Source organism: Massilia pinisoli, from assembly GCF_024753285.1.
Classification (GTDB): Bacteria; Pseudomonadota; Gammaproteobacteria; order Burkholderiales; family Burkholderiaceae_D; genus Telluria; species Telluria pinisoli.
This window is the reverse complement of record NZ_JANUGW010000004.1, coordinates 293,055-312,222: the sequence shown is the minus strand read 5'-3', so window position 1 is coordinate 312,222 and position 19,168 is coordinate 293,055. Positions and strand designations below refer to the sequence as shown.

At 68.1% G+C, this 19,168-nt stretch carries 14 protein-coding genes; 8 read left to right on the top strand and 6 right to left on the bottom strand.

Annotated elements, in window-relative coordinates; all coding sequences use genetic code 11:
• Positions 1-207: 207 nt before the first annotated feature.
• Positions 208-1,410 carry a sensor histidine kinase gene (locus tag NX784_RS07755; protein WP_258816079.1) on the bottom strand — a complete coding sequence of 401 codons (1,203 nt, stop codon included), beginning with the start codon at positions 1,408-1,410 and terminating at the stop codon, positions 208-210.
• Between the two features lie 310 nt (positions 1,411-1,720).
• On the opposite strand from NX784_RS07755, the gene NX784_RS07750 reads away from it, so the two are divergent.
• Positions 1,721-1,930: a cold-shock protein gene (locus NX784_RS07750; protein WP_258816078.1), complete on the top strand. Its 210-nt coding sequence runs from the start codon at positions 1,721-1,723 to the stop codon at positions 1,928-1,930.
• Between the two features lie 128 nt (positions 1,931-2,058).
• Here NX784_RS07750 and NX784_RS07745 read toward each other — a convergent pair whose 3' ends face one another.
• Positions 2,059-2,973 carry a LysR family transcriptional regulator gene (locus tag NX784_RS07745; RefSeq protein ID WP_258816077.1) on the bottom strand — a complete coding sequence of 305 codons (915 nt, stop codon included), beginning with the start codon at positions 2,971-2,973 and terminating at the stop codon, positions 2,059-2,061.
• 87 nt (positions 2,974-3,060) lie between these two features.
• Here NX784_RS07745 and NX784_RS07740 point away from each other — a divergent pair, with 87 nt between their 5' ends.
• Complete coding sequence (locus NX784_RS07740; protein WP_258816076.1) at positions 3,061-3,831, top strand: NAD(P)H-dependent oxidoreductase; 771 nt, start codon at positions 3,061-3,063, stop codon at positions 3,829-3,831.
• Positions 3,832-3,901: 70 nt separating this feature from the next.
• Here NX784_RS07740 and NX784_RS07735 read toward each other — a convergent pair whose 3' ends face one another.
• The 4 genes from NX784_RS07735 to NX784_RS07720 all read right to left on the bottom strand — a co-directional run bounded on the left by NX784_RS07735 (position 3,902) and on the right by NX784_RS07720 (position 10,876).
• Entirely contained in the window at positions 3,902-4,972 is a 1,071-nt protein-coding gene (locus tag NX784_RS07735) for a porin (protein WP_497908989.1), read from the bottom strand.
• A 22-nt stretch (positions 4,973-4,994) separates the two neighbouring features.
• The gene (locus NX784_RS07730) at positions 4,995-8,687 is read right to left on the bottom strand and encodes a hydantoinase B/oxoprolinase family protein (RefSeq protein WP_258816074.1); all 3,693 of its coding nucleotides are present in this window, start codon (positions 8,685-8,687) and stop codon (positions 4,995-4,997) included.
• A gap of 109 nt (positions 8,688-8,796) precedes the next feature.
• Positions 8,797-10,074, bottom strand: a complete 1,278-nt coding sequence (locus tag NX784_RS07725; RefSeq protein ID WP_258816073.1) for an MFS transporter — start codon at positions 10,072-10,074, stop codon at positions 8,797-8,799.
• A gap of 28 nt (positions 10,075-10,102) precedes the next feature.
• Positions 10,103-10,876 carry a putative hydro-lyase gene (locus NX784_RS07720; protein ID WP_258816072.1) on the bottom strand — a complete coding sequence of 258 codons (774 nt, stop codon included), beginning with the start codon at positions 10,874-10,876 and terminating at the stop codon, positions 10,103-10,105.
• 143 nt (positions 10,877-11,019) lie between these two features.
• Between NX784_RS07720 and NX784_RS07715 the strand changes: the two genes are divergently transcribed.
• From NX784_RS07715 to NX784_RS07690, 6 genes are all read left to right on the top strand, one after another.
• Complete coding sequence (locus NX784_RS07715; protein WP_258816071.1) at positions 11,020-11,955, top strand: LysR family transcriptional regulator; 936 nt, start codon at positions 11,020-11,022, stop codon at positions 11,953-11,955.
• A gap of 57 nt (positions 11,956-12,012) precedes the next feature.
• Positions 12,013-13,266, top strand: a complete 1,254-nt coding sequence (locus NX784_RS07710; protein WP_258816070.1) for a putative Na+/H+ antiporter — start codon at positions 12,013-12,015, stop codon at positions 13,264-13,266.
• 46 nt (positions 13,267-13,312) lie between these two features.
• A complete protein-coding gene (hepT, locus tag NX784_RS07705; RefSeq protein ID WP_258816069.1) occupies positions 13,313-13,786 on the top strand; it encodes a type VII toxin-antitoxin system HepT family RNase toxin in 474 nt (157 codons plus the stop codon).
• 86 nt (positions 13,787-13,872) lie between these two features.
• Positions 13,873-14,457, top strand: coding sequence for a DUF2760 domain-containing protein (locus NX784_RS07700; protein ID WP_258816068.1), 585 nt, complete (start codon positions 13,873-13,875; stop codon positions 14,455-14,457).
• Positions 14,454-16,307, top strand: a complete 1,854-nt coding sequence (locus NX784_RS07695) for an Hsp70 family protein (protein ID WP_258816067.1) — start codon at positions 14,454-14,456, stop codon at positions 16,305-16,307. Before NX784_RS07700 ends, NX784_RS07695 begins: the two co-directional genes overlap by 4 nt.
• A complete protein-coding gene (locus NX784_RS07690; protein WP_258816066.1) occupies positions 16,304-19,093 on the top strand; it encodes an Hsp70 family protein in 2,790 nt (929 codons plus the stop codon). Before NX784_RS07695 ends, NX784_RS07690 begins: the two co-directional genes overlap by 4 nt.
• Positions 19,094-19,168: the final 75 nt, after the last annotated feature.

Sequence of the window (19,168 nt, the reverse complement as noted above, 5' to 3'; positions counted from 1 at the left end):
GTAACGCGCATTGCGGGAAAAGATGAACAGAAGAGGACAGGACCGCCCGGAAGAGACATGGCAGGGAGAACAATCATCCAGGCCACGCGAACACAAGATACAGTAATTATTGAAATGCTGCCGGCCGATTCCTAATTCTTCCGGAAATGATTGGCCGTCCGGCACCATGACGACGATCGAAAACGGTCGGCTTGAAAACATGCCGGGTCACGGCGCCACCCTGCCCGGCAGATTGGCCACGACGTCGGTCGACCGCGTTTTTTTCGGATTACGCGGTATCGTCGCCGTGAAGGTCGTTCCGTTTTCCGCATTCGACGCAACGCTGATCTGTCCGCCGTGGGCGAGCACGATTTCGCGCGAGATGAACAGGCCGATGCCAAGGCTGGTGCGCTCGGCCTGATCGCCGTGGATATTGGCGGCAACGCGGACCAGCGGTTCGAAGATGCTCGAGATCTTGTCGGGCGGGACCGGCGGGCCCTGGTTGTTGATGACGACGACAATCTCATCGTCGTTGCCGCTCAGGCTGACCTTGACGGGGGCATCCGCACTGCCGTACTGGATGGCATTGCCGATGAGGTTGGATAGCATCTGCGCAATGCGGCCATCGTCGAACACGGCGTCCAGTTCCGGCGGCGCCTGGAACTCGATGCGCCGCTCCGGGTGGAAGGTCCGTAATTCGTCGACGACCTGTCCACATACCGCCACCAGACTGCCCTGCCGCGCCCGGATCGGCATGCCCGGCCCGAGGTGGCTGCGCGTGAAGTCGATCAGGTCGTTGACCAGCTTGCTCATGCGTTTGGCGCTGCTGAACATCCGTGTCGCCGCGAGGATGTACTTGGGCGGGATGTCGGCAGCCTGCATGACGAAGCTCGATCCGCTGACCAGGGTGCCGAGGGGATTGCGCAAGTCATGTCCCAGGATGGCCAGGAACATGTTCTGCGACCGCTTGACGAGTTGCTCGTACCGCGCAACCGACTCGGCCACGGCCTGGTCGACGGCTTCGTTAAAACGCATCATGTCTTTCATCACGTCGCCCATGCCGCCTTCCCGGTTGCCTTCGACCGTCTTGCCCCAGAGCGCGAGCACGCTCGAGCGCAAGGCACGGTACTCGGACACCAGTTGCGCCACCGTATAGCCCGACAGCAAGCGTGCCTCGGCATGCGTTTCGGCAGCCGAATCGCCGTGCCCGCGCCGGCCCAGCCCCTTGGACTTGGTCACGCGCTCCTGGTCGGACTGGGCGCTGTCCAGGTCCGCCGAAAACGCAAGCAACATCAGGCGCGCATGGTCGCGCAACGCCTCGTCATCCATCGTCAGGGCCGGTGGTTCGATCGTGCGCGCAAAATCTTCCCATTCCTGAAGAATAGGCTCCATATTGTCGCGAATGAAATTGGCGAGACGATATTGTTGCATTTCCAAAAGCTCCGAAAACGACCCGATTCCTCGACGCGGCCGAAGGGGCAATGGATCATCATAACAGTGGCGCTGCCGACGCAACGACTGTTTGGCGACATCCGCCAAGAAAAATAAAACGAAAATGATTAGGTGAACCGGGAAAAGTAAAGTATCTTTCGTCCGGCACTGCATCAAGTCGTCGTTATTGTTGGCCTTTCTCTCCCGTCCTGCCTGCCGGCGGTCCTGTTTGATTTCCTTCGTTACTCCTCTTGGTCGAACGTGCGTTCCGGGCGTTTTTGCCCATGCATTTCATTTAAAAGGATTCAACATGACGACGCAAACCGGCACCGTAAAATGGTTCAACGATTCCAAGGGCTTCGGCTTCATTACGCCTGACGCAGGCGGCGGCGATCTGTTCGCCCATTTCCAGGACATTCAATCGGAAGGTTTCAAGAGCCTGGCCGAAAACCAGCGTGTCTCGTTCGTGCGCTCGACTGGGCCAAAAGGCGAAAAAGCGGGCGATATCCGCGCGATTTGATGCCTGACTAATTATCGGCACGCACCACGCGGATAGCATGGGCGTTGACACCGACAATAAAAAACGGATTCGTGTTCGGCGCGAATCCGTTTTTGCATTATGGTTGTCCCGATTGATGAAATACCGGATCAATCAATTTCATGCGCCGCCCGCGCAAACGCCACCAACCTCTCCCTGACCCACCGCTGCGCCACATCCCGATGATTCCGGTTATGCCAAGCGAGATGAATGGCAAACCCGGGCACCTCCAGCGGCGGCGCCAGCACGCGCAGGCGGTGGGTGCGCCCCTCCACCATGCGCGCCGGCACGAGCGCGACGAGGTCGGACCGTTCCACCAGCTCCAGCACCGCGTGAAACGTCGACGCCGAGACGACGACCCGGCGCTGCAGCCCCTGCGCATCGAGCACGTCGTCGACGGGCGTCGTGAAGCCGCCGCCGCGCGGCGACACCATCACGTGGTCGAGGTCGCAGAAGCGGCGTACGTCCAGTGGACGGCGCAGGGCCGGGTGGCCGCGGCGGGCGATGAAGACGTAGCGTTCCTCGAACAGCGGACGCGAACGGAGGGCGTCGGCGATACCCTCCGGCGTCAGCACGGCCAGGTCGACGGCGCCCTGCTCCATCCGCGCTTCCAGGCGCGCGGTGTCGAGCGCGTGCAGGGCGAGGCGCACACCAGGCGCTTCGTCGCGCAGCGCCAGCGTGAAGTCGAGCAGCAAGGCCGACTGCACGTAGTCCGAGCAGGCCACGTGGACGGTGAAGCGGTCGCGCGCCGGATCGAAGGCGCGCGCGGACGTCACGACGTCGCGCAACTGCGCCAGCGCCGCGGCCAGCGGCGCCTGCAGGCCCAGGGCCAGCGGCGTGGGCGTCATGCCGCGGTGGCTCGGGATGAACAGCGGGTCGCCCAGCATCTCGCGCAGGCGCGCCAGCTGGGCACTCAGCGCGGGCTGGCTCAGGTTCAGGCGCTGCGCCGCGCGGCTCACGCTGCGCTCGGCCAGAAGCGCGTCGAGGGTGACGAGCAGGTTGAAGTCGAGGCGTTTGATATCCATTTTTTGGATACTACCCCATAAGCCGACGGGCATTCCCGGCCTCGGAAAGCCGGCCCAGAATGGCCTTCATCGCCAACGAGGAGAACCATGATGAAGACCGTCCTGATCGTGCATGCCCACCCCGATCCCCGCTCGCTCACCGCGCAACTGGCCCGAGCCGCGCGCGCCGAATTGCGGGCGCAAGGCCATGAAGTGATCCAGTCCGACCTGTATGCGATGGGCTGGAAGGCCGTCTACGACGAGCGCGATTTCCCCGACCGCGTCGATCACGAGCACCTGTCGTTCGTCGCCGAATCCGGCCACGCCTTCAGCAGCGGCACGCAGCCCGACGACGTGCGCGCCGAGCAGGCCAAGCTGATGGCGGCGGACGCCGTCGTGTTCCAGTTTCCGCTGTGGTGGTTCGGCATGCCCGCGATCATGAAGGGCTGGATCGACCGTGTGTACGCGTACGGCCTGGCCTATGGCTGGCAAGGCGCCGGCAACCGCCATCGCTACGGCGAAGGCGGGTTCGCGGGCAAGCGCGCGCTGTTGTCCGTCACGACGGGCGGGCCCGCCGAGGACTACGGCCCGCGCGGCATCAACGGGCAGCTCGACGAACTGCTGTTCCCCATCACGCACGGCACGCTGTTCTTCCCCGGCATGGAGGTGCTGCCCACGTATGCCGTCCACGGCACCGGCCGCATCGATGCCGACGGCGTCGAGCGGGCGAAGGCCGGCCTCGCGGCGCGCATGCGCACCTTGTTCAGCGACGCGCCTATGCCGTTCCGACCGCAGAACGGCGGCGACTATCCCGACCGCCACGTGCTTGGCGCCGACGTCGCGCCCGGCGTCACCGGGCTGCGCGCGCACCTGCGCTGACGGACGGCGCGGGCGCGGCGCGCCGATGCAGGGCTATCGCAGCAGCCGGTCCATCGATGCGCCAACGCTTTCAAAACGCATGGCGAATCCCCACATCGACCGCCCCGTTCCCCGATCCCCCTTCGATGGCGCTGCCCACCGTGTAGCTGGCGCCGTGCCGGTTCACGATGTGCGCGATCGAGGTGTACAGCTCGGTGCGGCGCGACAGCGCGTAGCGGTAGCCCAGTGCGTACTGGCTCGCGTCCTGGTCCGGCGCGCCGCGGTCGTCCTTGTGGATCCACGACACCATCCACGTGTGCGGGCCGTACGGGATCGTCGCGCCGAGCAGCATGTCACGGCTGTCGGTCGACGCGACCGGCGTGCCGGGCAGCCCGTACGGGTTCGCCGTATTGCGCAGCAGGGAGCTGTTCAGGCCCTTGTTGACGCCATACGCAACGTGCGCCTTCACGACGCCGAAGTCGTAGACCGCGGCCAGCACCGTGTTCTTCGCGTTGCTCGTGTTCCTGACGGTCGCCGTGTCGTTGTTGCGGTTGTGGTAGCCGAGCCGCACATGCAGCGGGCCGGCATTGTAGTCGAGCGCACCGCCGAACTGCCGGCCGGCCGTGCTGTCCCCCGCCACCTCGCCGGCGCCGTAGACCAGTTCCGCGCTGACGCCGCGGATGGCAGGCGACACGTATTTCAGCGAGTTGTCCATGCGGCTGGCCGAGTTGCCGGTCGCGGCGATCAGGTTCTTCGTATCGCCCGCGTAGCCCGACGCGAACGGATCGGCCATCACCACTGTCAGGTAGTGCGGCGTGTACTGGCGGCCCGCCGTCAGCGCGCCGAAGCCGCCCTGCAGGCCCACGTACGCCTGGCGCCCGAACAGCAGGCCGCCCTGTCCCAGCGCGCCGGTGTCGGCCTGGAAGCCGCTCTCCAGCAGGAAGACGGCGGCGAGGCCGCCGCCCAGATCCTCGCGCCCCTTGAAGCCGAGCCGCGAGCCGGCGCCTACGCCGCTCGTGACCTTGGTGACGTCGCCGGCGCTGCCGCCGGTTTCACGGACAATGGCGACATCGACCAGGCCGTACACGTTGACCGCACTGTCGGCGGCAACGGCGTCGATGCAGGCTGCGGCCAGCGCACCGGCCCAACATACTTTTTTCATCATTCGCTCTTTCTCGTTGTGGTTATGCGGGGATGTCGTCACGGATGGCGGCGACGGCTGCGGCAGCCTCCTGCACGGCGGGCGCGTAACCGCCGCCGCCCGGCGTCTCGATGACGAACACGTCGCCCGGCTGCACGTCCGTCGTCGCCACGAAACCCAGTTCCTCGACCTTGCCGCCGGCCCGCACGACGTAGTTGCGGCCGCATCGGCCGGGCTCTCCGCCCGCCATGCCGAACGGCGGGACGATGCGGTTGTTGGACAGGATCGACGCCGTCATCGGCGCCAGGAAGCGGATCCTGCGCACGCCGCCGTTGCCGCCCTGCCAGCGTCCGCGGCCGCCGGAGCCCTGCGCGATCTCGTAGCTGTCCAGGCGCACCGGATAGCGCCATTCGAGCACCTCCGGATCGGTCAGGCGCGAGTTCGTCATATTGGTCTGGACGACGTCGGTGCCGTTGAAACCGTCGCCCGCGCCCGAACCGCCGGCGATGGTCTCGTAGTACTGGTATTCCGCATTCCCGAACGTGAAATTGTTCATCGTGCCCGGAGACGACGCCTGCACGCCGAGCGCGCCGTACAGGGCGTTCGTGATGCAGCTCGACGTTTCCACGTTGCCGGAGACGACGGCGGCCGGGTAGCGCGGATTGAGCATCGAGCCTGCCGGGATGATCACGTTCAGCGGCTTCAGGCAGCCCGCGTTCAGGGGGATGTCGTTGTCGACGAGCGTGCGGAACACGTACAGCACCGCCGCCATGCAGATCGAGCTCGGCGCGTTGAAGTTGTTGTCGAGCTGCGGCGACGTGCCGGTGAAGTCGATGTCGGCCGTGCGCGCCGCGTGGTCGACGCGGATCGCCACCTTGATCACGGCGCCGTTGTCCAGCCGGTACGTGTAGCTGCCATCCTTCAGGGCGCGGATGACGCGGCGTACGGCTTCCTCGGCGTTGTCCTGCACGTGCCGCATATAGGCCTGCACGACGTCGAGCCCGAACTGGTCGACCATCTTCAGGAGTTCCTCGACGCCCTTCTGGTTCGCGGCCACCTGCGCCTGCAGGTCGGCGATGTTCTGCGCGACGTTGCGGCACGGGTAGTCGCCCGACAGCAGCAGCGCCGTCGTCTCGCGCTCCAGGAAGCGGCCTGCCCGCACCAGCTGGAAGTTGTCGATCAGGACGCCCTCTTCCTCGACCCTGCGGCTGTTCGCCGGCATCGACCCGGGCGCGATGCCGCCCACGTCCGCATGGTGGCCGCGCGACGCCACGTAGAACAGGATGTTCTCGCCCGCGCGGTCGAACACCGGCGTGATCACGGTGATGTCCGGCAGGTGCGTGCCGCCGTGGTACGGGTCGTTGAGCATGTAGACGTCGCCCGCCTGCATGCGGCCGCGATTGGCCTCGATCACCGTCTTGATGCTCGCGCCCATGGAGCCCAGGTGGACGGGGATATGCGGCGCGTTGGCGATCAGGTTGCCGTCGGCATCGAACAGCGCACACGAAAAGTCCAGGCGCTCCTTGATGTTCACCGACACCGCCGTGTTCTGCAGCCGCAGGCCCATCTGCTCGGCGATGCTCATGAACAGGTTGTTGAAGACTTCGAGCATGACGGGATCGGCCTCGGTGCCGATGGCCTTGCGGCGCGCACGCGGCGCGACGCGCGTGAGCACGAGGTTGTCCTCGAGCGTAACCTCAGCCACCCAGCCCGGTTCGACGATGTTGGTGCCGTTCGCCTCGACGATGATCGCGGGGCCGGCGATGCGGTCGCCGGGACGGGTCTGCGCACGCAGGTACAGCGCGCTGTCGTGCCACTGGCCGCCCGAATACACGGGCACCGTGTCGTGCGGTGCCAGCGGTTCATCGCGCGGCACGGCAGCGGCGACGTGGGCCGCGCCGGCATCCGTTTCTCCGATCGCTTCCACCGAGATCGCCTCGACGACGATCGCCTTGTCCGGCATGAGGAACGAATAGCGCTTGCCGTACGCTTCCTCGAACTGCACCTGCATCGAGGCCACGCTGTCGTGCTGCACGATGATGACGGAATCCGTGCCTTCGTAGCGCAGGTGCGCCCGCTTGACGACGCGCACGGCGTCAAGCGCGATGCCCTGCGCCAGCAATTCATCGGTCGCTTCCCGCGCCAGCGCATCGAGCGCGGCGCGCAGTGCGCCGGCCGTGTCGCTGGCCAGTGCCGTTTCCATCGTCCGCTCGCGCATCGCGGTCTGGCTCGCGAGACCCATGCCGTACGCGGACAGCACGCCGGCGAACGGGTGGGCGAAGATGCGGGTCATGCCGAGCGCGTCGGCCACCAGGCATGCGTGCTGGCCGCCGGCGCCGCCGAACGTGGCCAGCGTGTATTCCGTCACGTCGTGGCCGCGCTGCACCGAGATGAACTTGATGGCATTGGCCATGCTGCCAACCGCGATCTCCAGGAAACCTTCGGCCACCTCCTCCGGGGTGCGGCGCTGGCCCGTCTCGCGTTCGATGCGCGCGGCGATCTGCGCGAATTTCTCGCGCACGATGGCGGCGTCGAGCGGCTCGTCGGCGTGCGGGCCGAACACGGCCGGGAAGTGCGCGGGCTGGATCTTCCCGAGCATGACGTTGCAGTCGGTGACCGTCAGGGGGCCGCCGCGGCGGTAGCTGGCCGGGCCCGGATTCGCACCCGCGCTGTCCGGACCGACGCGCAGCCGGCTGCCGTCGAAGTGCAGGACCGAGCCGCCGCCCGCGGCCACCGTGTGGATGCTCATCATCGGCGCGCGCATCCGCACGCCGGCCACCTGGGTCTCGAATTCGCGTTCCAGTTCGCCCGCGTAGTGCGAGACGTCGGTGGACGTGCCGCCCATGTCGAAGCCGATCAGCTTGTCGAAGCCGGCCTTGCGCGCCGTGCCGACCATGCCGACGATGCCGCCGGCGGGACCGGACAGGATCGAGTCCTTGCCCTGGAAGCGGTGCGCGCCCGTCAGGCCGCCATTGCTCTGCATGAAGAGCAGGCGCACGCCTTCCATCTCGGCCGCGACCTGGTCGACGTAGCGGCGCAGGATCGGCGACAGGTAGGCATCCACGACTGTCGTGTCGCCGCGCGAGACCAGCTTCATCATCGGGCTGACCTGGTGCGAGACGGAGACCTGCGTGAAGCCCAGTTCCGTGGCGATGGCGGCGATCGTGCGTTCGTGGTCGGGGTAGCGGTAGCCGTGCATCAGCACGATCGCAACCGAACGGAAGCCGTCGGCGTACAAGCCCGCCAGCTGCGCGCGCACGGCGGCCACGTCGAGCGCCTTGACCACGTCGCCGTGCGCGCCGACGCGTTCAATCACTTCGACCACGCGTTGGTACAGCAGCTGCGGCAGCACGGGATGGCGGTCGAACAGACGCGGACGGTTCTGGTAGGCGATGCGCAGCGCGTCCCTGAAACCCTTGGTGATCAGCAGCGCCGTGCGCTCGCCCTTGCGCTCCAGCAGGGCGTTCGTCGCAACCGTCGTACCCATCTTAACGGCTTCCACGAGGTCGGGCGTGATCGGGGCGTCGGGCGCGATGCCGAGCAGGCGGCGGATGCCGGCAACGGCGGCGTCGCGGTACTGCTCGGGATTTTCGGACAGCAGCTTGGCCGTCACCAGCGCGCCGTCGGGCTTGCGCGCGACGATGTCGGTGAACGTGCCGCCGCGGTCGATCCAGAATTGCCAGCGCGGGCGCGGGCGCGGGCGCGGGGTGTCGTGTCGGTTGGTCTCTTGGTGCATGGTCTTACCTCTTCAAAGTATCGGGGCGCGCGGGCAAAGCGCTGCCCTGGCGTGCAAGCACGTGTGCGTCGTACAGGGGGGCGGGGTGCGGCCGTGACGGCCGGCGGATTCAGGATTCGAGGCGCTTGCCGCGGGTCTCGGGCAACGTCAGCGCGGCCACGATCATGATGCCGTAGGCACCGGCCGAGAACAGGCCGATGGCATGGCCCAGCGGGAGCGACTGGCCGGCGGCGCCGATCGCGAACGGGAACAGCGAGCCGATCGCGCGGCCCATGCTGTAGCAGAAGCCCTGGCCGGAACCGCGCATGCGGGTCGGGAACAACTCGGTCAGGAACGCGCCCATGCCGCTGAAGACGCCGGAGACGAAGAAGCCGAGCGGGAAGCCGAGCAGCAGCATCACGTTGTCCGTCACCGGCAGCCGCGTGTAGGCCAGTGCGATCGCCAGCGAACCGACGGCGAACAGGATGAAGTTGCGCTTGCGGCCCAGGCGGTCCGTCAAATAGGCGCTGACGATGTAGCCGACGTACGAGCCGGCGATGACCATCGCCAGGTAGCCGCCGGTGCCCAGCACCGTCAGGTGGCGCTCGGTCTTCAGGAACGTGGGCAGCCAGGTCGTGATCGCGTAGTAGCCGCCCTGCGCGCCGGTCGTCAGCAGCACGGCGCGCAGCGTGGTCGACAGCATGCGCGGCGAGAAGATCTCGGTGAACCGTGCCTGTTCCGCGTGCTCGCTGCGGCGCTGCTCGGCCAGGAAGACGTCCGGCTCGTCCACGAAGCGGCGGATGTAGATGACGAACAGCGCGGGGAGGATCCCCAGCAGGAACAGCGAGCGCCAGGCCAGTTCGGCCGGCAGCAGCGAGAACATCAACGCGTACAGCAGCGCCGACACGCCCCAGCCCAGGGCCCAGCCGGCCTGCACCATCCCGACCGCCTTGCCGCGGTCCTTCGCGCGGATGACTTCACCCATCAGGATCGCGCCAGCCGTCCATTCGCCGCCCATGCCGAAGCCCATCAGGCCGCGCAGCACGAGCAACTGGTTGAAGGTCTGGGCAAAGCCGCTCAGCACGGTGAACAGCGCGAACCACAAAATCGTCAACTGCAGCGTCTTCACGCGGCCGATGCGGTCCGACAGGATGCCGGCCAGCCAGCCGCCCAGCGACGACGTGAGCAGCGTGACGGTGCCGATCAAGCCGGCATCGCCCTTGGAGATGCCCCAGGTGGCGATCAGCGTGGGAATCACGAAGCTGAGGAATTGCGTGTCCATCGCATCCAGCGCATAGCCGACCTTGCAGCCGATGAACGTGCGGCGCTCGGCCTTGGTCAGCTGGCGCAGCCAGCCGAAGTGGCCCGCATCCTCCACGCGATCCTGCGCGAGTTCTTGTGTATTCATGTCGTCTCCATTGTTTGTGGGTGTTTTCTTACAGCGCCGCCAGCGCTGCATTCGGGATGTCGGTCACCAGCATGTAGCCGGGGCGATGGGTGATCACGAACGGCAGGTGCGCGGCGCGGATCGCCTCCTGCGGGGTGACGCCGCAGGCCCAGAACACGGGCACTTCGTCCGCCATGACCTCGACGGCGTCGCCGTAGTCGGGCCGCGCCAGGTCGGCGATGCCGATCAGGCGCGGATCGCCCAGGTGCACCGGCGCCCCGTGGATCGCGGGGAAGCGGCTCGTGATCTGGATCGCCCGGATCGCATCCCGCGCCTTCAACGGCCGCATGGACACGACCATGTTCCCGCCGAAGGCCCCCGCGGCTTCGTTCGGGATGTTCGTGCGGTACATGGCGATGTTCCGGTCCTGCTCGATGTGGCGCAGCGGGATGCCGGCGGCCAGCAGCATCTCCTCGAACGAGAATGAACAGCCGATCGCGAACGCGACCAGATCGTCGCGCCACAGGCCTTCCAGCGATGCCGGCGTCTCCGCCAGTTGGCCGTCGCGGTACACGTAATAGCCCGGGACGTCCGTGCGCAGGTCGAGGTCCGCGCCGAGCGCCGGCACGTTCCACGCGCCCGGTTCGCCCACCGCGAGCAAGGGGCACGCCTTCGGGTTGCGCTGGGCAAAGCGGAGAAAATCGTGGGCCTGCGCTGCCGGCAGGATGACGAGGTTGGCCTGGGCATAGCCGCCGCAGACGCCGGCGGTCGGCTTGCGAAACTCTCCCGCGCGGACCAGGTGACGGAACTGGATCGGTTTCATGGGTTTCTCGAATCGTAATGACGTGAAACAAGCATAGATGTGGTTTGCCGTTCCACCAAGCCACTTATTTTTATCGCATGTGTTAAGTTTTCCTAAACGCGTCTCCCCTCCGTTCTCCTGATTCTTAAAGTATTCTTTACGCCATGAATACGCGCTTCCTCGAAACCCTGATCACCCTCGCCCAGCTGCGCAGCGTCCGTGCGACGGCCCGCGCCATGCACGCGACGCCGGCGGCGATCTCGCTGCGGATCAAGGCGCTGGAGGAAGAGCTGCAGACGGAACTCATCGACCGCAGCACCCGCGAATTCCGGCTGACGCCGAACGCGGACTATCTGCTGAACCACGCCAAGGCCGTCGTGGATGCGACCCGGCGCCTGCGCGAGGCGGCACGCACGGAAAGCGCGGTGCGGGGCCGGCTGCGGCTGGGCGTGATCGAGACGGTGGTACACAGCTGGCTCGCGCATTCCGTGCGCCAGCTGAACACCAGTTTCCCGGAGCTGGAAATCGATCTCGTCGTGGACACGAGCGCGACCCTGGACAAGCGCCTGCTGGCGGGAGAGCTCGACCTGGTGGTCGGCATCGAGGGCATCAACAGCAGCGAGATCACGTCCGAGCCGCTGGCCGTGTACCCGGTCCGCTGGATCGCACGGGCGGGCCTGCTGGCGCCGCAGCGGGAAGGCCTGGCCCAGCGCCTGCTGCAGTTCCCGATCCTGACGTTCGGCCGCGGCACCGCGCCGCACCGGGTGCTGGAAGACATCGTCACCCGGCTCGCCAACCTGAGCGCGGTGCCGCTCGAGCAGACGCGCATCACCTGCTCGCCGTCCGTGGCCGCCATCATCCAGCTGATCCGCAACGGCTTCGGCGTGGCCGCGATTCCCTGGCTGTTCGTCAGCAGCCATCTCGAGAACGGCGAATTCGTGGAAGTGCCGCTGCAACCCGTGCCGCCGCCGATCATCGTGTCGATGAGCCGGCGCACGAACGCGTCGGTGGCCGTCCATGCGGCGGCGTCCGCCGTGCGCGCCGCCTGCGCCGAGTACTGCGAGCAGGTGGACGAGCGCTATATCGAGAGCCTGGGCTGAGGATTCGCGCCCGTCGTGGGACAATGGGGGAATATCCAGACACGAGGAACCCCGCCCATGACCACGACCATGCACAAGGTCGCCCTGATCCTGTTCGTGCTCGCCCTGCTGCACACCTTCGCCACCCGCCTGTTCGAAGTCCTCGCGCACCGCCATCCGCGCCACGCCGGCCTGTTCCACCTGCTCGGCGAAGTGGAAGTCGTGTTCGGCTTCTGGGCCTTCGTGCTGATGCTCGCGATGGCCTTCGTCGAGGGCAGCGCGGCCGCCATCGACTACGCGGAGTCGCGCCATTACACGGAGCCGCTGTTCGTGTTCGTCGTGATGGTGGTCGCGGCGTCGCGGCCCGTGCTGGAGACGGCGCGCGCCCTCGTGCGCCTGCTCGCGCGGCTGATGCCGCTGCGCACGGAGATCGCGCAGACGTGGCTCGGCCTCGCGCTCGTGCCGCTCGCCGGTTCCTTGATCACGGAGCCCGCCGCGATGACGCTCGCCGCGCTGATGCTGGCGCCATCCGTGTTCCGCCAGGGGATGCCGGAATGGCTGAAATACGGGGCGCTGGGCGTCCTGTTCGTCAACGTGTCGATCGGCGGCACGTTGACGTCGTACGCCGCGCCGCCCGTGCTGATGGTGGCCATGGCGTGGGGCTGGGACAGCCTCCACATGCTCACGCACTTCGGCTGGCGCGCCTTCGTCGCGGTCCTCGTCAACGCCACCGTCGTCACGTATTTGCTGCGCACGCACCTGCGCGCGCTCGACGTGTCGATCGAGGGCGAGGCGCCCGTGCGCGTGCCGCCGCTCGTGGCGCTCACCCACCTGGCCGTGCTCATTGCCGTCGTGCTGCTGGCCCACCATCCCGTATTGTTCCTCGGGATCTTCCTGCTGTTCATGGGCGTCACGCACGCGTATCCGCGCTACCAGGACCCGTTGATCCTGAAGGAAGGCCTGCTGGTCGGCTTCTTCCTCGCGGGTCTCGTCGTGCTGGGCGGGATGCAGCAATGGTGGCTGCAACCCATCGTCGCGCGCCTGCAGCCCACCGCCCTGTTCTTCGGCGCGCTGGGCCTCACCGCGATCACGGACAACGCCGCGCTGACCTATCTCGGTTCGCTGATCGCCGGGCTGTCCGAGCGCGCGCAGTACATGCTCGTGGCGGGCGCCGTCGCGGGCGGCGGGCTGACCGTCATCGCCAACGCCCCGAATCCGGCCGGCGTCGCGCTGCTGCGGCGCGGCTTCAACGACGAGTCGATCGGGGCCGTCGGCCTGCTGCTGGGTGCACTCGCGCCCACTTGTGCGGCGGCCGTGTTGTTCTTGTTGTAAGTTATCCCTTGGAGCGGGACCCTCCACGTCCCGCAGCGAGGGAACCATGGATGAACAGCTGCTGGTCAGCAAGACGGGCACCATCGAGCGCTGCTGCAAGCGTGCCCGCGACGAATACGAGAAGGACCCGACCACCTTCGTCGGCGACATCACGCGCCAGGACGCGGCCACCCTGAACGTGATCCGCGCCTGGGAGGCGGCCATCGAGATGGGCGACCACGTGCTGGCCGACCGCGGCCTCGGCACGGCGCACGACGAGCGCGAAGTCATTACGCTGCTGGCGGAACACGGCTGGATCGAGCCCACGCTGGCCGAGGACCTCAAGCGCACCGGCGAATTCTGCCGCGCCGAATGGGATTACCAGGCGGCGCCGCTGCCCGCGCTGGTCACGATCATCAAGCGCGGGCTGGACGATTTCGACGTGTACGCGCGCGCCCTGCTGGCGGGCGCCGCCGCGCTGCCGGCGGCGGACGACGCGGACGGCACGGAACAACAGGAAGCCGATGACCCGGCCATCTGAACCCGCCGGAGCGCAACCGTTGTCGAACTGATTACGGTCCAACTGGTATCATGCGCCCTTTCACGAACCGCGAACGACACGAGACCATGAGCCAACCGACGCACCTGCCATCCTTCTGGAGCCGGCTGTCCCTTGCCTTCGGCGCCTTCTTCAAGACCCTCGGCGACGCCGAGTTCGCCGCGCGCGTGCGCGACGACCAGGTCGGCCCCATCGCCGCACCCGCGCCCGCACCTGCCCCTAAACCGGCGCCCGAGCCGAAGCCGGCTCCGGCACCTGCGCCGCTGCGCATCGCCACGCCGGACGCCGCCCTGCAGTTGCTGGGCCTCCTGCAGCGCGAGGCGCGCCTGATCGACTTTGCCAACGAAAACATCACCGTGTATGCCGACGCCGACATCGGCGCCGCCGCCCGCCTCGTGCACGAAGGCTGCGCGCGCGTGCTGCGCGAGCACTTCTCCATCGAACCCGTGCGCGGCGAGCTGGAAGGCACGCGCATCACGCTGCCGGAAGGCTTCGACGCGGCCAGCGTGCGCCTGACCGGCAACGTCGTCGGCAAGGCACCGTTCACCGGCACGCTGTCGCACCGCGGCTGGCGCGCCCGCGACGTGCGCCTGCCGCAGCTGGCCGACAAGCACGACGCGTCCATCATCGCCCCGGCGGAGGTGGAACTGTGAACGACGTGACCACCAACGACGCCCGCTACGCCATCGGCATCGACCTCGGCACGACGCACAGCGCGCTGTCGTACGTCGACCTGCAGGCCAGCGACGGCGAGAAGGCCGACCAGGGCGTACTGGGCGTCCCGCAACTGAGCGGCCCCGGCACCGTCGAGGCGCTGCCGCTGCTGCCCTCGTTCCTGTACCTGCCGCACCCGGACGAGCTGGCGCCGGGCGACCTCGCGCTGCCGTGGACGAACGGCCAGGCCGCGCCCGTCGTCGGCGAAATGGCACGTAGCCGCGGCGCTGGCACGCCGATCCGCCTCGTGTCGTCGGCGAAGAGCTGGCTGAGCCACCCGAGCGTGGACCGCCGCGCCCCGATCCTGCCGACGGACGCGCCGGAAGAAGTCGAGCGCGTGTCGCCGCTGGCGGCATCCACGCACTATCTCGCACACCTGAAGGCCGCGTGGAATGCCGCGCATCCGGACGCGCCGTTCGAACGGCAAGCCGTCACCGTGACGATTCCCGCATCGTTCGACCCGGCCGCGCGCGAACTGACGGCGGAAGCCGCGCACAGCGCCGGCTACGGCAACCCGACCTTGCTGGAAGAACCGCAGGCCGCGCTGTACAGCTGGATCCAGGGCAGTGGCGGCCGCTGGCGCAAGCAGGTGAAAGCCGGCGACATCGTGCTCGTCGTCGACGTGGGCGGCGGCACGAGCGACTTCTCGCTGATCGCCATCCTCGAACGCGACGGCAACCTGGAACCGCACCGCGTCGCCGTCGGCGACCACATCCTGCTGGGCGGCGACAATATGGATCTCGCGCTGGCCCACCTCGTCGCACGCAAACTGCAGGCGAACGGCACGCAGCTGGATGCGTGGCAGATGCGCGCCCTCACCTACGCGTGCCGCGGCGCCAAGGAACACCTGCTCGCGGATGCCGACGCGACCACGTGGCCCATCGTCGTGCCGAGCCGCGGTTCGAAGCTGATCGGCGGCTCGATCCGCACTGAACTCACGCGCGACGAAGTCACGACGTTCATCACGGACGGCTTCTTCCCGCGCGTGGACGCCAGCGCGCGCCCGGCCGTGCGCACGCGCGCGGGCCTGACGCAAGTGGGCCTGCCGTACGCGCAGGACGCCGCCATCACGCGCCACCTCGCCGCGTTCCTCGCCCGCCAGGCCGGCGCCACGGCGGAACTGGAAGGTTTTACGACCAACCCGGCCCACACGTTCCTGCATCCGACCGCCGTGCTGTTCAACGGCGGCGTGTTCAAGTCGGACATCCTCTCCCGGCGCGTGATGGACACGCTGAACGACTGGCTCGCGGCGGAAGGCGCGGACGGCGCGCGCATGCTGGAAGGCGCGGACCTCGACCTCGCCGTCGCGCGCGGCGCGGCCTACTACGGCTATGCGCGGCGCGGCGGCGGCGTGCGCATCCGCGGCGGCACGGCCCGTTCCTACTACGTCGGCGTCGAATCGGCCATGCCCGCGATCCCCGGCTTCGAACCGCCGCTGGAAGCGCTGTGCGTGGCACCGTTCGGCATGGAGGAAGGCAGCGAGCTGGAATTGCCGGGCCAGGAATTCGGCCTCGTCGTGGGCGAGCCCGTGCACTTCCGCTTCTTCGGCTCGAGCGTGCGCCGCCAGGACCACATTGGCGACGTGCTCGAATCGTGGAGCACGGACGAGCTGCAGGAATTGAACGAGATCCAGGCGACCTTGCCGGCGGATGGCCGCACGCCGGGCGACGTCGTGCAGGTCAAGCTGCACGCGGTGGCGACGGAAGCGGGCACCCTGGAACTGGTGGCCGTGGCCCGTGACGGCCAGCGCTGGAAAGTCGAGTTCGACGTCCGCAGCACCGAGCAGTGACCCGCACCGCAGCAGCCCGCGTCGGCATCGACCTCGGCACCACCAACACGGTGCTGGCCTATGCCGACGCCGGGTCGGACCACGTCGCCACCTTCGCCATCCCGCAACTGGTGGCGCCGGGCGAAGTGGACACGGCGCCGCTGCTGCCGTCGAACCGCTACCACCCGCTGGCCGGCGAACTCGCGCCGGACGCGCTGCAACTGCCGTGGTCCGAGCCCGATGTGGGCGGCGTGGAGCGCGTGGCCACCGGGCGTCTCGCGCGCAGTCTTGGCGCGGTGTCGCCTGGGCGGCTCGTCGCGTCGGCAAAAAGCTGGCTGTCGCATCCGGGCGTGGACCGCACGGCGGCCATCCTGCCATGGGGCGCGCCGGACGACGTGCCGAAAATCTCGCCGCTCGCCGCGAGCGCCAGCTATCTCGCGCACCTGCGCGCGGCGTGGAATCACCGCTTCTCCGATCGTCCGCTGGAACGGCAGGAGATCGTCCTCACGATCCCGGCATCGTTCGACGAAGGCGCGCGCGCCCTCACCCTGGAAGCGGCCCATCTCGCCGGCCTGCCCGACGTGCGCCTGCTGGAAGAACCGCAGGCCGCGTTGTACGACTGGCTGCAACGCCACCGCACTACCCTGTCGGTCGATCTCGCCGATGCGAAGCTAGTGCTCGTCGCCGACGTGGGCGGCGGCACCACCGACTTCACGCTCGTCAAGGTGGAACTCAAGGATGGCGAGCCGACGCTGTCACGGATCGGCGTGGGCAATCACCTGATCCTTGGCGGCGACAATATGGATCTCGCCCTCGCCCACCTCGCGGAATCGCGCCTGGGCAACAGCCAGCGCCTGTCGGCCGGCCGCCTCACGCAACTGACGGAACGCTGCCGCGCCGCGAAGGAACAGCTGCTCGCGCCCGATGCGCCTGACGAAGTGGCCGTGACGCTGCTGGGCAGCGGTTCGCGTCTCATCGGCGCAAGCCGCTCCGCGACGATTACCAAGGCCGACGTCGAGCGCATCGTGCTGGACGGCTTCTTCCCCATGAACGCCGCACAGGAAGGCCCGCAGCGGGCCCGCGCCGGCATCGTCGAATTCGGCCTGCCGTACGCGAGCGACCCGGCCATCACGCGCCATCTGGCGGGCTTCCTGCGCCAGCACGCGCAGGCGGCGCGCGAGGCATTGGGAATCGGTGACGACGGCCGCCTGCCCATCCCCGACACGCTGCTGCTGAATGGCGGCGTGTTCCGCGGACAAGCGCTGGCGCAGCGGTTGGCCGACGTGCTGTCCGCGTGGCGCGGCGCACCGGTCCGCGTGCTGCACAATGCCGATCCGGACGTCGCCGTCGCGCGCGGCGCCGTCGCGTATTCGCTCGCGCGGGCCGGGCTTGCGCCCGCCATCGAGAGCGGCTCGGCGCGCAGCTACTACCTGATCCTCGAGGAAGGCGAACGCCTGCGCGCCGTGTGCGTGCTGTCGCGCGGCGCCCGCGCCGGCGAGGAAATCACGCTGGCGGACCGCAGCTTCGCGCTGCGCCTGGGCCGGCCTGTTCGCTTCCACCTCGTCTCCACCGTCGCCGATACGGCCGCGGCGGGCGATCTCGTCGATCTCGATTCGGCCGACGTCGTGCGCCTGCCGGCCATTGCCACCGTGCTGCGCGCGCACGATGCGAAGACGGCGTCGATTCCCGTGCGGCTCGCGGCCGCGTTGTCGGAACTGGGCACGCTGGAGATGGCCTGCGTGGCCGAGGATGGCAGCGGCCAGCGCTGGCGCCTGGAATTCCAGCTGCGCGGAGAAGAGGAAGCGCCAGCCAGTGTCGATATCGTGCATCCGCAGCTCGACGAGGCCATCAAGCGCATCGACCGCATCTTCGGCGCGCGCAACCAGCAGGTCGAGGTGCGCGAAGTGCGCCAGTTGCGCGGCGCGCTCGAACACGTGCTGGGCGGGCGCGAACGGTGGGAGACGCCGCTGCTGCGCCGCCTGTTCGACGCGCTGCTGGAACGCGCGAAAGGCCGGCGCCGCTCGGCCGAGCACGAGCGCGTATGGCTCAACCTGGCCGGATGGTGCCTGCGGCCCGGCTTCGGCGACCCGCTCGACGACTGGCGCATCCAGCAGCTATGGGCCCTGTTCCCGGCGGGCGCGCAGTATTTCAAGGACACCCAGGTCCGCGCCGAATGGTGGACCTTGTGGCGGCGCGTGGCCGGCGGCCTGTCCACGGATGCGCAGCTGCGCCTCCTCGACGACTTCGCGTTCAACCTGCAGGCCGAGCCGGCCGACCGGGCGAAGCGTCCCGCCACGCTCGTCGACGGCAGCGAGGACGACATGCTGCGCCTGGGCGCCTCGCTGGAACGCATCCCGGCCGCCTATAAAGCGGAGATCGGGGACTGGATGGTCGGTCGCATCATGGCCATCCCGCCGTCGCCGAAGCCCGATGCGAAGGCAGCCGCGACGTATGCGCGCTATCTGTGGGCCCTCGCGCGCGTGGGCGCCCGCGCGCCGCTGCACGGCAGCGCGCACGAGGTGGCGCCGCCGGATGCGGCCGGCCGCTGGCTGACGGAACTCATGACCCTGGACTGGAAGCGGATCGAACCGGCCGGCTTCGCCGCCGCCCACCTGGCGCGCAAAACGGGCGACCGCACGCGCGACATCGACGAGGCGCTGCGCGCGCAAGTCCTGCAAAAGCTGGCGGCCGCGGGCGCGCCTGCGAGCTGGTCGGCGCAGGTGCGCGACGTCGTCGAGCTGGACCAGGAAACCAGCACGAGGATGTTCGGCGACGCGCTGCCGCCGGGGTTAAAACTCCTGCGCTGATCGTAGGCTGCGCGACAGCAGCAATCCGGCTTTTGAGGCATCATCGCTTCTCCCACAGCTTCACAGAGGAGATGA

Bases quoted from the DNA above. Each gene is read 5' to 3' on its own strand.
- NX784_RS07720 (WP_258816072.1), bottom strand. From the start codon at position 10,876: ATGAAACCGATCCAGTTCCGTCACCTGGTCCGCGCGGGAGAGTTTCGC.
- NX784_RS07740 (WP_258816076.1), top strand. From the start codon at position 3,061: ATGATGAAGACCGTCCTGATCGTGCATGCCCACCCCGATCCCCGCTCG.
- NX784_RS07735 (WP_497908989.1), bottom strand. From the start codon at position 4,972: ATGAAAAAAGTATGTTGGGCCGGTGCGCTGGCCGCAGCCTGCATCGAC.
- NX784_RS07715 (WP_258816071.1), top strand. From the start codon at position 11,020: ATGAATACGCGCTTCCTCGAAACCCTGATCACCCTCGCCCAGCTGCGC.
- NX784_RS07700 (WP_258816068.1), top strand. From the start codon at position 13,873: ATGAGCCAACCGACGCACCTGCCATCCTTCTGGAGCCGGCTGTCCCTT.
- NX784_RS07745 (WP_258816077.1), bottom strand. From the start codon at position 2,973: ATGGATATCAAACGCCTCGACTTCAACCTGCTCGTCACCCTCGACGCG.
- NX784_RS07750 (WP_258816078.1), top strand. From the start codon at position 1,721: ATGACGACGCAAACCGGCACCGTAAAATGGTTCAACGATTCCAAGGGC.
- NX784_RS07725 (WP_258816073.1), bottom strand. From the start codon at position 10,074: ATGAATACACAAGAACTCGCGCAGGATCGCGTGGAGGATGCGGGCCAC.
- NX784_RS07710 (WP_258816070.1), top strand. From the start codon at position 12,013: ATGACCACGACCATGCACAAGGTCGCCCTGATCCTGTTCGTGCTCGCC.
- NX784_RS07730 (WP_258816074.1), bottom strand. From the start codon at position 8,687: ATGCACCAAGAGACCAACCGACACGACACCCCGCGCCCGCGCCCGCGC.
- hepT (WP_258816069.1), top strand. From the start codon at position 13,313: ATGGATGAACAGCTGCTGGTCAGCAAGACGGGCACCATCGAGCGCTGC.
- NX784_RS07755 (WP_258816079.1), bottom strand. From the start codon at position 1,410: ATGCAACAATATCGTCTCGCCAATTTCATTCGCGACAATATGGAGCCT.